Raw genomic sequence first — 13,854 nt, forward strand, 5'->3', positions numbered from 1 at the left:
GCCCGGTCGACCCACACAGATCGACCACAGAAACTTCACATTGGAAGCGAGAATTCACCACCGTGACTGCTCTCACTCTCAGCACCGCCGCGGCGCCCGGTCTTCGGGCCGACGCGATCGTGATCGGTGTGGCCAAGGGCGCGAAGGGCCCGGTCGTCGCACCGGGCGCCGAGGCCGTGGACAAGGCCTATGACGGCAGGCTCGCCGGCGTCCTGGAAACCCTCGGTGCCGCCGGCGCCGAGGGCGAGGTGACGAAGCTGCCCGCGCCGTCCGGCTTCAAGGCCCCGCTCGTGGTGGCGGTCGGCCTGGGCTCGGAGCCCGAGAAGGACTCCGCGTACGACGCCGAGGCACTGCGCAAGGCCGCCGGTGCCGCCGCCCGCGCCCTGACCGGTGCCAAGAAGGCCGCCTTCGCCCTCCCCGTCGGGGACGCCTCCGACATCGGCGCGATCGGCGAGGGCGTGCTGCTCGGCGCGTACTCCTTCGACGCCTACAAGAACAACGCGCCTTCGAACAGCGCCGCCAAGGACAAGAACGGCAAGGCGCCGCTCGCCGAGGCGTCCCTCCTGGGCGGCAAGCCCCGCGACAAGGAGCACAAGGCGGCCGTCGACCGCGCCATCGCCGTCGCCGAGGAGCTCAACCGCGCCCGCGACCTGATCAACACCCCGCCGAACGACCTCGACCCGGAGGCGTTCGCCGCCGTCGCGACGGCCGCGGCCAAGGAGCACGGCATCAAGGTGCAGGTGCTCGACGTGAAGGCCCTGGAGAAGGGCGGCTACGGCGGCATCCTCGGCGTCGGCGCCGGCTCGGCGGCCGGTCCGCGGCTGGTGAAGCTGTCGTACACCTCCTCCAAGGCGAAGAAGCACCTCGCGCTCGTCGGCAAGGGCATCACCTACGACTCGGGCGGCATCTCGCTGAAGCCGGCCGGGCACAACGAGACGATGAAGTGCGACATGAGCGGTGCCGCTGCGGTCTTCGCCGCCGTGGTCGCCGTCGCGCGCCTGGGACTTGAGGTCAATGTCACCGGCTGGCTGGCGCTGGCGGAGAACATGCCGTCGGGTTCCGCGACCCGTCCCGGTGATGTGCTGCGCATGTACAGCGGCAAGACGGTCGAGGTCCTCAACACCGACGCCGAGGGCCGGCTGGTCCTCGCGGACGCGCTGTGGGCCGCCTCCGCGGAGAAGCCGGACGCGATCGTGGACGTCGCGACCCTGACCGGCGCGATGATGCTGGCGCTGGGCAGCCGGACGTTCGGGATCATGGCGAACGACGACGCGTTCCGCTCCGCGGTGCACGAAGCGGCCGAGGAGGTCGGCGAGCCGGCCTGGCCGATGCCGCTGCCCGAGCACCTGCGCAAGGGCATGGACTCCCCCACCGCCGACATCGCGAACATGGGCGAGCGGATGGGCGGCGGCCTGGTCGCCGGTCTCTTCCTGCGCGAGTTCGTGGGCGAGGGGATCACCTGGGCGCACCTGGACATCGCGGGGCCGGCCTTCAACGAGGGCGGACCGTTCGGGTACACGCCCAAGGGCGGTACGGGAACGGCCGTGCGGACGCTGGTCCGGCTGGCGGAGCTGTCCGCCTCGGGCGACCTGGGCTGACGTCGCTGCGAACGAGGGGGCTCCGCGCGCGGGTAGGGCGGAGCCCCCTCACTCATGTCCGGTCCTGCATGCGCTCAACTGAACGTGGGACGTCTCACACACCGGCCCGGCGTCTCGTTCACCTCCGACAAGTGCGAAGATGGGGCTCGGCAGGACAGGGCCCCCATCACAGGGCCGAAGAAAGAGCGGCCGGACACCAGCCGCCGACCGGTCACGGCTGACCGGCGTGGCGCACATGCATGGAGGACGTGACGTGGCGAACGACGCCAGCACCGTTTTCGACCTAGTGATCCTCGGCGGTGGTAGCGGTGGTTACGCCGCGGCGCTGCGCGGGGCCCAGCTGGGCCTGGACGTCGCCCTGATCGAGAAGGACAAGGTCGGCGGTACCTGCCTGCACCGGGGGTGCATCCCCACCAAGGCCCTGCTGCACGCGGGCGAGATCGCCGACCAGGCCCGCGAGAGCGAGCAGTTCGGCGTCAAGGCCACCTTCGAGGGCATCGACATCGCCGGGGTCCACAAGTACAAGGACGGCGTGATCTCCGGCCTGTACAAGGGCCTGCAGGGTCTCGTCGCCTCCCGCAAGGTGACATACATCGAGGGTGAGGGCCGACTGTCCTCCCCGACCTCCGTCGACGTCAACGGCCAGCGCATCCAGGGCCGTCACGTGCTCCTCGCGACCGGCTCCGTGCCGAAGTCGCTGCCGGGCCTGGAGATCGACGGCAACCGCATCATCTCCTCGGACCACGCCCTCGTCCTGGACCGCGTGCCCAAGTCCGCGATCATCCTGGGCGGCGGCGTCATCGGCGTCGAGTTCGCCTCCGCCTGGAAGTCCTTCGGGTCGGACGTCACCGTCGTCGAGGGCCTCAAGCACCTCGTCCCGGTCGAGGACGAGAACTCCTCCAAGCTTCTTGAGCGCGCGTTCCGCAAGCGCGGCATCAAGTTCAACCTGGGCACCTTCTTCTCGAAGGCCGAGTACACCGCCGACGGCGTCAAGGTCACCCTCGCCGACGGCAAGGAGTTCGAGGCCGAGGTCCTGCTCGTCGCCGTGGGCCGCGGCCCGGTCTCGGCCGGTCTCGGCTACGAGGAGCAGGGCGTCGCGATGGACCGCGGCTACGTCCTGGTCGACGAGTACATGCGCACCAACGTGCCCAGCATCTCCGCCGTCGGCGACCTCGTCCCGACGCTCCAGCTCGCGCACGTCGGCTTCGCCGAGGGCATCCTGGTGGCGGAGCGGCTGGCCGGTCTGAAGACCGTCCCGATCGACTACGACGGCGTGCCGCGGGTGACCTACTGCCACCCCGAGGTCGCCTCCGTGGGCATCACCGAGGCCAAGGCCAAGGAGATCTACGGTGCGGACAAGGTCGTCGCTCTGAAGTACAACCTCGCGGGCAACGGCAAGAGCAAGATCCTCAACACCGCGGGCGAGATCAAGCTCGTCCAGGTGAAGGACGGTGCCGTGGTCGGCGTCCACATGGTCGGCGACCGCATGGGCGAGCAGGTCGGCGAGGCCCAGCTGATCTACAACTGGGAAGCGCTGCCCGCCGAGGTCGCCCAGCTCATCCACGCCCACCCGACGCAGAACGAGGCGCTCGGCGAAGCCCACCTGGCACTGGCCGGCAAGCCGCTGCACTCGCACGACTGACCCTCGGTCGACGAAGCGACGACTTCAGACTTCCGCAATTCGTAAGGAGCAACCGAAACCATGGCGGTTTCCGTAACCCTTCCGGCGCTCGGCGAGAGCGTCACCGAGGGCACTGTCACCCGCTGGCTGAAGGCCGAGGGCGAGCGCGTCGAGGCCGACGAGCCGCTGCTCGAGGTGTCGACCGACAAGGTCGACACCGAGATCCCTTCGCCGGCCGCCGGTGTCCTCGCCTCCATCAAGGTCGCCGAGGACGAGACCGTTGAGGTCGGCGCCGAGCTGGCCGTCATCGACGACGGCACCGGCGCCCCCGCTGCCGCCCCGGCCCCGGTCGCCGAGCCGGCTCCGGCCCCCGTGGCCGAGCCCGCCCCGGCGCCGGTCGCCGAGGCCCCGGCCGCCCCCGCGCCCGCCGCTGCCGCTCCGGCCGGTGCCGCGTCCGGCACGGACGTGGTCCTCCCGGCTCTCGGTGAGTCCGTCACCGAGGGCACCGTCACCCGCTGGCTGAAGTCGGTCGGCGACTCCGTCGAGGCCGACGAGCCGCTGCTCGAGGTCTCCACCGACAAGGTCGACACCGAGATCCCGGCGCCCACCTCCGGTGTGCTGCTTGAGATCACGGTCGCCGAGGACGAGACCGCCGAGGTCGGCGCCAAGCTCGCCGTCATCGGCGCCCCGGGTGCCGCTCCGGCGGCTGCTCCGGCCCCGGCCGCCCCGGCGCCCGTCGCCGCTGCCCCGGCTCCGGCTGCCCCCGTGGCTCCGGTCACCCCGGCGCCCGCCGCTCCGGCTCCCGCGCCCGCCCCGGTCGCCGCTGCTCCGGCCCCCGCGCCGGTCGCTCCGGCCCCGGTCACCCCGGCTCCGGCCGCTCCGGCGCCCGCCGCGCAGGCCACCGACGAGGGCGCCTACGTCACCCCGCTGGTGCGCAAGCTCGCCGCCGAGAACGGCGTCGACCTGGCCGGCGTCAAGGGCACCGGCGTCGGCGGCCGTATCCGCAAGCAGGACGTCATCGCCGCCGCCGAGGCCGCGAAGGCCGCCGCCGCTGCTCCGGCTCCGGCCGCTGCCGCTGCTCCGGCCGCCAAGAAGGCGCCGACCCTGGAGGCCTCCCCCCTCCGTGGCCAGACCGTCAAGATGCCGCGCATCCGCAAGGTCATCGGCGACAACATGGTCAAGGCGCTGCACGAGCAGGCGCAGCTGTCCTCGGTCGTCGAGGTCGACGTCACGCGTCTGATGAAGCTGCGCGCCCGGGCGAAGGACTCCTTCGCGGCCCGCGAGGGCGTGAAGCTCTCCCCGATGCCGTTCTTCGTCAAGGCCGCGGCCCAGGCGCTGAAGGCACACGCGCCCATCAACGCCAAGATCAACGAGGCCGAGGGGACCATCACCTACTTCGACACCGAGAACATCGGTATCGCGGTGGACTCCGAGAAGGGCCTGATGACCCCGGTCATCAAGCACGCCGGTGACCTCAACATCGCCGGTATCGCCAAGGCCACGGCCGACCTGGCGGGCAAGGTCCGCGCCAACAAGATCACGCCCGACGAGCTGTCCGGCGCGACCTTCACCATCTCCAACACCGGTTCGCGCGGTGCGCTCTTCGACACGATCATCGTGCCGCCGGGCCAGGTCGCGATCCTCGGCATCGGTGCCACGGTCAAGCGCCCGGCGGTCATCGAGACCGAGGAGGGCACGGTCATCGGCGTCCGCGACATGACGTACCTGACCCTCTCCTACGACCACCGTCTGGTGGACGGCGCCGACGCGGCCCGCTACCTGACCGCAGTCAAGGCGATCCTGGAGGCGGGCGAGTTCGAGGTCGAGCTCGGTCTGTAACCCCCATCGGGTCATACGGCGCCCCCGTCCGGAGCTTTTCCGGGCGGGGGCGCCGTCGTATCGCTACCGGGGCGTGAGCGTGTGGTCGCTCCAGTCCCACAGCGTCTCCACCCACACGTTGGGGATGTCCAGGTGCGGCGCGTACGTCAGATGCCGCGTCCGGTAGGCGTGCAGGACGTCGTACGTCGCGTCGAGGCAGTCCCGGGAGGTCAGTTCGCCGGTCTTCGGGTCGAAGCCGACCAGGAAGCCGCGGCTCTCGACGGTGCGGATCATCGCCCAGGCGTTGTTGACGTCGCTGGTGGAGGATGAGACGCAGCGGTAACGGCTGTACGGATGCGTGGACTTGCCGGGGTAGTGGGCGTCCCGGGACATATCACTGAGCATCCGCCTGTACGTCCCCTGCGCGTGCCAGGCGCCGATGTAGCCGCCTGGCGGGGTGTACAGCTTGTTCGTGGGGTTCTCCACGGCGCCGTAGACCCACTGGTTCGTCCCCGTGACCCGGAAGCCCCAGCCGACGTGCCCGAAGTTCTGGGCACCGTCCGGCTTGACGAAGACGCAGGCTCCGCCGGGCCCGGCCGAGCCGGCCATGCCCTGCACCTCCGTACCGCCGACGCTCGGCGTCCCGGTGGCCGCCGCCTCGGTGGGTCCACCGGATGCCTCCGTGGGCGTCGGCCGGCAGCCCGTGAGGGCGATGATCGCGCCCACGAGCGCCGCCACGACCACCACTGCGAGCATCCACCGTCGCCTGCTGCGCCGTTCCCTGCTGTACATGCCGTCCCCCTGACGTTCCAGGAGCTCCCCGCACAGGAACTCCTTGCCGACCGCGACGGCATGGGCGGCTCGGGGGTTCTCGCCGTGACACGGCGGTGACGACTCCGCGGTGGGCCCGGTACGGGTCTTTACAGGGGGCGGCAGTCTGCAGGGCGTGTAAGTCTCGTCTCACCTGCATGAAAGCGCCCCCGTGCGCCCCTCCCGAACGGGCCCGCGGCCTTATTGTCTAAACGTCAAACGCCCCCGGGGCCGATGGGCGGCCCCTCCCTAAGGAGCACTCATGACCGCGCCCGTCGTCCACTCGCTGCGCGAACAGATCCGCGAGCACATCGTGGAGGGGATCGTCAGCGGGCGCTGGAAGCCGGGCGAGCGGATCGTGGAGCGACGGATCGCGACCGAGCTGGAGGTCAGCCAGACGCCGGTACGGGAGGCGCTGCGCGAGCTGGAGTCGCTGCGGCTGATCGAGTCGGCGCCGAACAAGGGCGTACGGGTACGGAACCTGACGGCGGCCGACCTGGAGGAGAGCTACCCGGTGCGGGCCGGCCTGGAGGCGATCGCGGCGGAACTGGCGGCGGAGAAGCTGGCGGAGGACTGCTCGGCCCTGGAACCGCATGTCGTCGCCCTCTACGAGGCCGACCGCAACGCCGACGGCACGGGCCAGGTGCGGCACACGGTCGCCTTCCACCGCGAGCTGGTGCGCGCCGCGGGCAACTCCGTACTGCTGCACACCTGGGAGGGCCTGGGCATCGAGGTGTTCACGGCGCTGTCGATCCGCTGGCTGGGGACGGTGCAGCAGTCGTACGCCGAGGAGCACGAGGAGCTGGTGCAGGCGTTCCGGCGGCGGGACCCCCGTATCGCGGAACTGGTGAAGGCACATGTGCTGGGCTGCGCGCCGCGCGCCTGAGTCCTGAGCGAGGCGGCGCTCAAACGTGCCTCCGACCTGCGAAAACCTCCGAAATTCGCGGCACCGGGTGCCCGTCCGAAAGGCACCCCGTGCCTACTTTCTCGTAATCGAGAAGTTTTGCCCCTCACCCCTTTGATCGATCATCGATCAGGGAGTTAGAGTCGCCGACGGACCACGCGGCGGCAGCCGCACGGTGTCACAGCACCAAGGTCCACGCCCTGTCCTGCCAAAGACCAAGGGCAACCCCGAACCCTTAACCGATGAGGGAACCCCCTTCGACTGAGGAAGGCGGCGACATGACCGACCCCAACGCCATCCAGCCGAGCGAGCTCGACCAGCTCCCCGACCGGGACCCCGAGGAGACCGCCGAATGGCAGGCCTCCCTGGACGCGGTCGCCAAGGCGGCGGGCCCGCACCGTGCCGCGTATCTGATGCGCCGCACACTGGAGCGCGCGGAGGGCAACGGCATCGCGCTGCCCAAGCTCCTTGAGACGGACTACGTCAACACCATCCCCACCGCCGCCGAGCCGGGTGTGCCCGGTGACGAGGAGATGGAGCGCCGTATCACCGCGTGGAACCGCTGGAACGCGGCCGCGATGGTGACCCGGGGCGCGAAACACGGCGTCGGCGGCCATATCGCCACCTTCGCCTCCGCGGCCTGGCTGTACGAGACCGGCTTCAACCACTTCTTCCAGGGCAAGGAGGCCGACGGTTCGGGCGACCAGCTCTACATCCAGGGCCACGCCTCCCCCGGCATCTACGCCCGTGCCTTCCTCGACGGCCGCCTGACCGAGGCGCACCTCGACAACTTCCGCCAGGAGGCGGGCGGCGGCGGCCTTCCGTCGTACCCGCACCCGCGGCGCCTGCCCTGGCTCTGGGAGTTCCCGACGGTGTCGATGGGCCTCGGCCCGCTGTCGGCGATCTACCAGGCCCGCTTCAACCGTTATCTGACGGCGCGCGGCATCAAGGACGTCTCGTCCTCCCACGTCTGGGCGTTCCTGGGCGACGGCGAGATGGACGAGCCGGAGTCCACGGCCGCACTCGCACTCGCTTCTCGCGAGGGCCTGGACAACCTCACCTTCGTCATCAACTGCAATCTGCAGCGCCTGGACGGCCCGGTCCGCGCGAACTTCAAGATCGTGCAGGAGCTGGAGGCCCAGTTCCGCGGTGCGGGCTGGAACGTCGTGAAGTCGCTGTGGGGCTCCGCCTGGGACGAGCTGTTCCAGCTCGACACCACGGGCGCGCTCGTACGCCGGCTGCGCGAGGTACCGGACGCGCAGGTGCAGACGTACCAGACGCGCGACGCCGCCTACATCCGCGCGGACTTCTTCGGCAAGGACCCGGCGCTCGTCGAGATGGCGAAGCTGCTGAGCGACGACAAGATCCTCGAATGCTTCCACCTGTCGCGCGGTGGTCACGAGGCGCGGAAGGTCTACGCCGCCTACAAGGCCGCCGTCGACCACAAGGGCGCGCCGACCGTGATCCTGGCCCAGACCGTCAAGGGCTTCACCCTCGGTGAGGGCTTCGCGTCGAAGAACGCCAACCACCAGATGAAGAAGCTGACGGTGGACGAGTTCAAGAAGATGCGTGATCTCCTTGAACTGCCGATCTCCGACAGCCAGTTCGTCGACGGCCAGGTGCCCTACGGCCACCCCGGCACCGACTCCCCCGAGGTCCGTTACCTCCAGGAGCGCCGCGCGGCCCTCGGCGGCCCGGCCCCGGCCCGCCGTACGCACGCGCTCGCCCCGCTGCCCGCCCCCGCCGAGAAGGCCTTCGCCTCCTTCGACAAGGGCTCCGGCACGCAGAACGTGGCGACGACGATGGCCTTCGTACGCCTCATCAAGGACCTGGTCCGCGACAAGGAGACCGGCAAGCGCTGGGTGCCGATCGTCCCGGACGAGGCGCGCACCTTCGGTATGGAGTCGCTCTTCCCGTCCCTCGGGATCTACTCCCCCAAGGGCCAGACGTACGAGCCGGTCGACCGCGACCAGCTGATGTACTACAAGGAGGCCAAGAACGGCCAGATCCTCAACGAGGGGATCACCGAGGCCGGTTCGATGGCCGACTTCATCGCCGCGTCCACCGCGTACTCCACGCACGGCGAAGCGATGATCCCGTTCTACATCTTCTACTCGATGTTCGGCTGGCAGCGCACGGCCGACCAGATGTGGCAGCTCGGCGACCAGCTCGGCCGCGGCTTCCTGGTCGGTGCGACGGCCGGCCGTACGACCCTGACGGGCGAGGGCCTGCAGCACGCCGACGGCCACTCGCCGGTGATCGCGGCGACCAACCCGGCGGCGCTGTCGTACGACCCGGCGTTCGCATACGAGGTGGCGACGATCGTGCGTGACGGTCTGCGCCGCATGTACGGCGAGGCGGCGCCGGGCGAGGACCCGAACGTCTTCTACTACCTCACCGTGTACAACGAGCCGCTGCCGCAGCCCGCGAAGCCGGCCGGCCTGGGCATCGACGAGGGCATCGTCAAGGGCCTGTACCGCTTCAACACGGCCGAGTCCGCCGGGCTTTCGCCGGTGGCCAACGCGCCGCGCATCCAGCTGCTGGGTTCCGGTACGGCGATCCACTGGGTGCTGGGCGCGCAGAAGCTGCTTGCGGAGGAGTGGGGTGTGGCGGCCGATGTCTGGTCGGCCACGTCCTGGACGGAGCTGCGCCGTGACGCGCTGGAGGCCGACGCGGCGCTGCTGCGCGGCGAGGAGCGGGTGCCGTTCGTGCGGCAGGCGCTGCAGGGGGCCGAGGGGCCGGTGCTGGCCGTCTCGGACTACATGCGGCAGGTGCCGGACCAGATCGCGCAGTGGGTGGAGCAGGACTACTCCTCGCTGGGCGCGGACGGTTTCGGTCTCTCCGACACGCGTGACGCGGCTCGCCGGTACTTCGGGGTGGACGCCGAGTCGATCGTCGTCGCGGCCCTGGCCCAGCTCGCCCGGCGCGGTGAGGTCAAGGCGACGGCCGTGAAGGAGGCCCGGGAGCGGTACGGGTTGTAGTTCGGCTGCGGGTGCGTGGGGGCTGGTCGCGCAGTTCCCCGCGCCCCTTAAAAGCCAGGTCCGCTCCGGCGTGCCTGGCTTTTGTCTTCAGGGGCGCGGGGCTGTGTCGATATGCGGCTCCGCCGCGTGGGCGCGACCAGCCACATCCGGCCCGCACCCGACCACGCAAACCCCCGGCATCATGGCGGTATGCGTGCTGCCCGCCTCATCAAGATGGTGCTGCTCCTCCAGTCCCGCCCCTCCATGACCGCCGCCGAGCTGGCGCGGGAGCTGGAGGTCTCCGAGCGGACCGTGACACGGGATGCGCAGGCGCTGTCCGAGGCGGGCGTACCCGTGTACGCGGACCGCGGCCGGGCCGGCGGCTACCGCCTCATCGGCGGGTATCGCACCCGGCTGACCGGGCTGGCCCGCAGCGAGGCCGAGGCGTTGTTCCTGTCCGGTGTGCCGGGCGCCCTGCGCGAGATGGGGCTGGAGGACGCGGCCTCGGCGGCACAGCTGAAGGTGTCCGCCGCGCTGCTTCCGTCCCTGCGGGACGCCTCCCGTACGGCCGCGCAGCGTTTCCACCTCGACGCGCCGAACTGGTTCACCGAGCCCAAGGCCCCCGCCCTGCTACCCGCCGTCGCGGACGCCGTGTGGGACGACCGCCGGATCACCGCGCGCTACCGGAGCCGGGAGACCGAGGTCGAGCGGGTACTGGAGCCGTACGGACTCGTGCTCAAGGCGGGGGTCTGGTACCTGTGCGCGCGGGTCGCCGAACCGGACCACCGCGGCCCGTACCGCGTCTACCGCATCGACCGGTTCACGGCGGTGGACGTCTGCGCCGACCGGTTCTCGCGGGACGAGGAGTTCGACCTGCCCGGCTTCTGGGAGGCACAGGCCGAGCAGTTCGCGCGGTCGATCCTGCTGGCCGAGGTCGTCGTACGACTGTCGGGGGACGGTGTCCGGAGACTTCCGTACGTCGTCGATCCGGCATCCGCACGGGAGGCGTTGGCGGCCGCCGGGTCGCCGGACGAGGACGGGTGGCTGACGGTGACGCTTCCCGTGGAGTCCGAGAAGGTCGCCCACTCGCAGCTGACGGGGCTCGGTCCGGAGGTGGAGGTGCTGGCGCCCGAGAGCCTGCGCGGGCGTTTCGCGGACGATGCGGCACGGCTGGCCCGGTTGTACGACCGGCTGAACGGGACATAACAATCCGCCGCACTCCACGTGCGCCCCACCCGCCCAGGGCCGATGCTGGACCCGTGATGGAAGAGTCGGAGTTCTGGGAGCTGGTGGACGCCGCCCGCGAGGCCGCCGAGGGCGACCCGGAGGAGCAGGCGGACCTGCTCGTGGAGCGGCTTCTGGAGCTCGACCCGGAGACGGTCCTGGACTTCGCCCGTCACTTCGAGTCCCGCTACAACCGGGCGTACAGCTGGGATCTGTGGGGTGCCGCCTGGGTGCTGCTCGACGGGGCGAGCGACGACGCGTTCGACTTCTTCCGGTGCTGGCTGATCGGGCAGGGGCGGGAGGTGTACGAGGGAGCGGTGCACCAGCCGGACTCGCTGGCGGACCTCCTGGACGACTTCGACGAGGAGATCGACGGGGACGGGGAGGAACTGGGCTACGCGGCGGACGAGGCCTATGAGCAGCTCACCGGGACCATCGCCCCGGACCTGGGCATCCCGCCCGCGGCCGCCGAGCCGGAGGGCACACCGCTCGACTTCGAGAACGAGCAGGTGCTGGCGGAGCGCTATCCCAAGCTGTGGGAGCGGTTCCGGGACTGACGTTCACATCTGTGCAATGAGGGGGACCATGGCTCGAATTCCGTACCCGGAGCGGCCGTCCGACGCCGTCGCCCGGCTGCCCGTGCCGCTCAACGCCTTCCGTATGCTCTCGCACGCCCCGCCGCTGACGGGTCCGACGATCGAGCTGGGCCTGGCGGTGCTGCGTGAGTCGACGCTCCCGGTCCGGCTGCGCGAGCTGGTCGTGCTGGCGGTCGCGGCCGGTACGCAGTGCGAGTACGAGTCCGTCCAGCACCACCCGATCGCCCTGAACGCGGGGGTGACGCCCGCGCAACTGGCGGCGATCGCCGAACGGCGCGCTGCCGGGCGGGAGTTCGACGAGGCGGAGTCGGCGGCGGTGACCGCGGCGTTCGAGCTGGTGGCCCGGCACACCCTGTCCGAGGACACGCTGGCGGCTCTCCGCGCCAGCTTCACCGACCGGCAGGTGATCGAGATCGTCACCACGACCGGCTACTACGTCATGCTGGCAGGCCTCATGAACGGGCTCGGGGTGGATGTCGACCCGTCCGGGGAGCAATTCCTGGGACTGGTGGGCGGCGACCCCGGGTGAGCGTCAGGCCGTCCGCAGCCGGGACGCGGCCGAGTCGGCGGTCTGCGAGCTGGTGGCCGGCGCACCCTGTCCGAGGACACACCGGCGGCTCTCCGCGCCTGCTTCACTCAGGTTTGCCTCGCGATGTCCCTCGCCGGTCGCGCTGGCCGGCGTGTGTTTCTGTTGGGGGTCCGGGGGTCATCCCCCGGGAAATGCAGCACCGACCGGCAGGTGATCGAGATCGTCACCACGACCGGCTACTACGTCATGCTGGCGGGCCTCATGAACGGGCTCGGGGTGGATGTCGACCCGTCCGGGGAGCAATTCCTGGGACTGGTGGGCGGCGACTCCGGGTGAGCGTCAGGCCGTCCGTCGGCGGGACGTGTCCGAGGGGATGTACGCCTGGGCCTGGTCGGCCTTCACCGCGTGGTACATCGGCGCGGCGTTGGCCTGGTCGAGCGCGGACGCGGTGACGGCCGCCGGGCCGAGGACGACGGCGACGGCCGCGCAGAGCGCCGCCCAGGGGCCGCCGGTGGTCCGGGTCCGGCCTTCGGTCTTGTGCGTGGTGCTGTGGTGACTGTTCACTTCTTCCCCACCTCCAGTCAGTGCGTGTGCATGACGATAGGGAGAGCGCCTCAGGAAGATCCGTGAGGCGGCTGAGAGAAACCTGTGAGGCCATGACCAGCCCGTACGTAAGGGAGATCACGCGCGAGGAACACCTTGCCCAGCTGCGGCAGTACCCCGATGCGAGCCATCTGCAGATCCCCGAGTGGGGCGAGGTGAAGCCCGACTGGCAGGCGGAGAGCGTCGGTTGGTTCGAGCACCGGGCGATGGTTGCGGCGGCGCTCGTGCTGTACCGGCCGCTGCCCGGCACCCGGCGCTGTCTCGCCTACCTCCCCGACGGGCCCGCGATCGACTGGCGGAGCCCTCGCCTGGAACGCCTGCTGGACCCGCTCGTCGCCCACGTCGAGGAGCGCGGGGCGTTCTCGCTCCGGATAGGACCGCCCCTCGTCGTACGCCACTGGGAGGCGGCCGGCGTCACGGCGGGCATCGCCGACCCCGACGTACGCCATCTGCACGACCTCCCCGCGGACGGGCTCGACGGGTACGCGCTGGACGTGGCGGAGCGGCTGGGGCGGCTCGGGTGGCGGCGGTGCGAAGAGGACGAGGGCAGCGGCTTCGGGCTGGGGCAGCCGCGCTACGGCTGCCACATACCGCTGGCGGGGCGCTCGGTGGACGATCTGCGGGCGGCGCTGGCACCGCACTGGGAGCGGGGCCTGCGTACGTCCGAACTGGCGGGTGTGCGCGTCGGCTGGGGCGGGGCCCCCGACCTGGCCGAGTTCCACCGGCTGTACACCTCGACCGCCGCCCGCGACGGCTTCAAGGCCCGCCCGCTGGACTACTTCCGCCGCATGTGGAAGGCGCTGAACGCCGAGGACGACGACCGGCTGCGGCTGTATCTCGCCGAGTACGACGGCGAGGTGCTCTCCGCGGCGCTCATGATCAACGTCGGCTCCCGCGCCTGGCACTCGTACGCCGCGTCCGGCCGCAACGGGCGCGAACTGCGGCCCAGCAGCGCGCTGTTGTGGCGGATGCTGTGCGACGCGCGCGCGGCGGGCGCCGAGACGTACGACCTGCGCTCCGTCACCCCCGTCCTCACCGAGGACCGTCTGCTGAACCGGCTCCGCTTCAAGACGGGCGCGGGCGGCCGGGCCGTGGAGTACCTCGGGGAGTGGAAGCTGCCGGTGGGCAGCCAGGGCAAGGTGCTGCAGCGGGCGTTGGGGGCGTACCTCGGGCGCAGGTGAGGTGGCGTGT

At 70.9% G+C, this 13,854-nt stretch carries 12 protein-coding genes; 10 read left to right on the plus strand and 2 right to left on the minus strand.

All coding sequences use genetic code 11. The features are described from left to right. Nucleotides 1–62 precede the first annotated feature (62 nt). The 3 genes from P2Q00_RS09965 (at nucleotide 63) to sucB (ending at nucleotide 5,058) form a co-directional block, all read left to right on the plus strand. Complete coding sequence (locus P2Q00_RS09965; protein WP_275771565.1) at nucleotides 63–1,598, plus strand: leucyl aminopeptidase; 1,536 nt, start codon at nucleotides 63–65, stop codon at nucleotides 1,596–1,598. Between the two features lie 253 nt (nucleotides 1,599–1,851). Beyond that, entirely contained in the window at nucleotides 1,852–3,240 is a 1,389-nt protein-coding gene (gene lpdA, locus P2Q00_RS09970; protein WP_275771568.1) for a dihydrolipoyl dehydrogenase, read from the plus strand. A gap of 60 nt (nucleotides 3,241–3,300) precedes the next feature. After that, complete coding sequence (gene sucB / locus P2Q00_RS09975; protein WP_275771569.1) at nucleotides 3,301–5,058, plus strand: 2-oxoglutarate dehydrogenase, E2 component, dihydrolipoamide succinyltransferase; 1,758 nt, start codon at nucleotides 3,301–3,303, stop codon at nucleotides 5,056–5,058. Between the two features lie 63 nt (nucleotides 5,059–5,121). Here sucB and P2Q00_RS09980 read toward each other — a convergent pair whose 3' ends face one another. After that, nucleotides 5,122–5,829, minus strand: a complete 708-nt coding sequence (locus P2Q00_RS09980) for a hypothetical protein (RefSeq protein ID WP_275771571.1) — start codon at nucleotides 5,827–5,829, stop codon at nucleotides 5,122–5,124. Between the two features lie 280 nt (nucleotides 5,830–6,109). On the opposite strand from P2Q00_RS09980, the gene P2Q00_RS09985 reads away from it, so the two are divergent. From P2Q00_RS09985 to P2Q00_RS10010, 6 genes are all read left to right on the plus strand, one after another. Continuing rightward, on the plus strand, nucleotides 6,110–6,733 hold the full coding sequence (locus P2Q00_RS09985; RefSeq protein WP_275771573.1) for a GntR family transcriptional regulator: 624 nt from the start codon (nucleotides 6,110–6,112) through the stop codon (nucleotides 6,731–6,733). A 296-nt stretch (nucleotides 6,734–7,029) separates the two neighbouring features. After that, nucleotides 7,030–9,732 (plus strand): pyruvate dehydrogenase (acetyl-transferring), homodimeric type, encoded by a 2,703-nt coding sequence (aceE, locus tag P2Q00_RS09990; RefSeq protein WP_275771574.1) that lies wholly within the window; start codon nucleotides 7,030–7,032, stop codon nucleotides 9,730–9,732. A 189-nt stretch (nucleotides 9,733–9,921) separates the two neighbouring features. Then, nucleotides 9,922–10,917, plus strand: coding sequence for a helix-turn-helix transcriptional regulator (locus tag P2Q00_RS09995; RefSeq protein ID WP_275771575.1), 996 nt, complete (start codon nucleotides 9,922–9,924; stop codon nucleotides 10,915–10,917). Between the two features lie 56 nt (nucleotides 10,918–10,973). After that, nucleotides 10,974–11,492, plus strand: coding sequence for a DUF4240 domain-containing protein (locus tag P2Q00_RS10000; RefSeq protein ID WP_275771879.1), 519 nt, complete (start codon nucleotides 10,974–10,976; stop codon nucleotides 11,490–11,492). A 28-nt stretch (nucleotides 11,493–11,520) separates the two neighbouring features. Continuing rightward, nucleotides 11,521–12,060 carry a carboxymuconolactone decarboxylase family protein gene (locus P2Q00_RS10005; RefSeq protein ID WP_275771576.1) on the plus strand — a complete coding sequence of 180 codons (540 nt, stop codon included), beginning with the start codon at nucleotides 11,521–11,523 and terminating at the stop codon, nucleotides 12,058–12,060. A gap of 210 nt (nucleotides 12,061–12,270) precedes the next feature. Next, nucleotides 12,271–12,396: a hypothetical protein gene (locus P2Q00_RS10010; protein WP_275771577.1), complete on the plus strand. Its 126-nt coding sequence runs from the start codon at nucleotides 12,271–12,273 to the stop codon at nucleotides 12,394–12,396. A gap of 3 nt (nucleotides 12,397–12,399) precedes the next feature. Here P2Q00_RS10010 and P2Q00_RS10015 read toward each other — a convergent pair whose 3' ends face one another. Beyond that, nucleotides 12,400–12,624 carry a hypothetical protein gene (locus P2Q00_RS10015; RefSeq protein WP_275771579.1) on the minus strand — a complete coding sequence of 75 codons (225 nt, stop codon included), beginning with the start codon at nucleotides 12,622–12,624 and terminating at the stop codon, nucleotides 12,400–12,402. A gap of 92 nt (nucleotides 12,625–12,716) precedes the next feature. Here P2Q00_RS10015 and P2Q00_RS10020 point away from each other — a divergent pair, with 92 nt between their 5' ends. Next, nucleotides 12,717–13,844 carry a lipid II:glycine glycyltransferase FemX gene (locus tag P2Q00_RS10020; RefSeq protein ID WP_275771580.1) on the plus strand — a complete coding sequence of 376 codons (1,128 nt, stop codon included), beginning with the start codon at nucleotides 12,717–12,719 and terminating at the stop codon, nucleotides 13,842–13,844. The last annotated feature ends 10 nt before the right edge of the window (nucleotides 13,845–13,854 follow it).

The sequence above is a fragment of the Streptomyces coacervatus genome, assembly GCF_029223485.1.
Classification (GTDB): Bacteria; Actinomycetota; Actinomycetes; order Streptomycetales; family Streptomycetaceae; genus Streptomyces; species Streptomyces coacervatus.

Excerpts from the sequence above, each read along its gene's own strand:
- aceE (WP_275771574.1), top strand. The coding sequence starts at position 7,030 with ATGACCGACCCCAACGCCATCCAGCCGAGCGAGCTCGACCAGCTCCCC.
- P2Q00_RS10005 (WP_275771576.1), top strand. The coding sequence starts at position 11,521 with ATGGCTCGAATTCCGTACCCGGAGCGGCCGTCCGACGCCGTCGCCCGG.
- P2Q00_RS10020 (WP_275771580.1), top strand. The coding sequence starts at position 12,717 with ATGACCAGCCCGTACGTAAGGGAGATCACGCGCGAGGAACACCTTGCC.
- sucB (WP_275771569.1), top strand. The coding sequence starts at position 3,301 with ATGGCGGTTTCCGTAACCCTTCCGGCGCTCGGCGAGAGCGTCACCGAG.
- P2Q00_RS09985 (WP_275771573.1), top strand. The coding sequence starts at position 6,110 with ATGACCGCGCCCGTCGTCCACTCGCTGCGCGAACAGATCCGCGAGCAC.
- P2Q00_RS10000 (WP_275771879.1), top strand. The coding sequence starts at position 10,974 with ATGGAAGAGTCGGAGTTCTGGGAGCTGGTGGACGCCGCCCGCGAGGCC.
- P2Q00_RS09995 (WP_275771575.1), top strand. The coding sequence starts at position 9,922 with ATGCGTGCTGCCCGCCTCATCAAGATGGTGCTGCTCCTCCAGTCCCGC.
- P2Q00_RS09980 (WP_275771571.1), bottom strand. The coding sequence starts at position 5,829 with ATGTACAGCAGGGAACGGCGCAGCAGGCGACGGTGGATGCTCGCAGTG.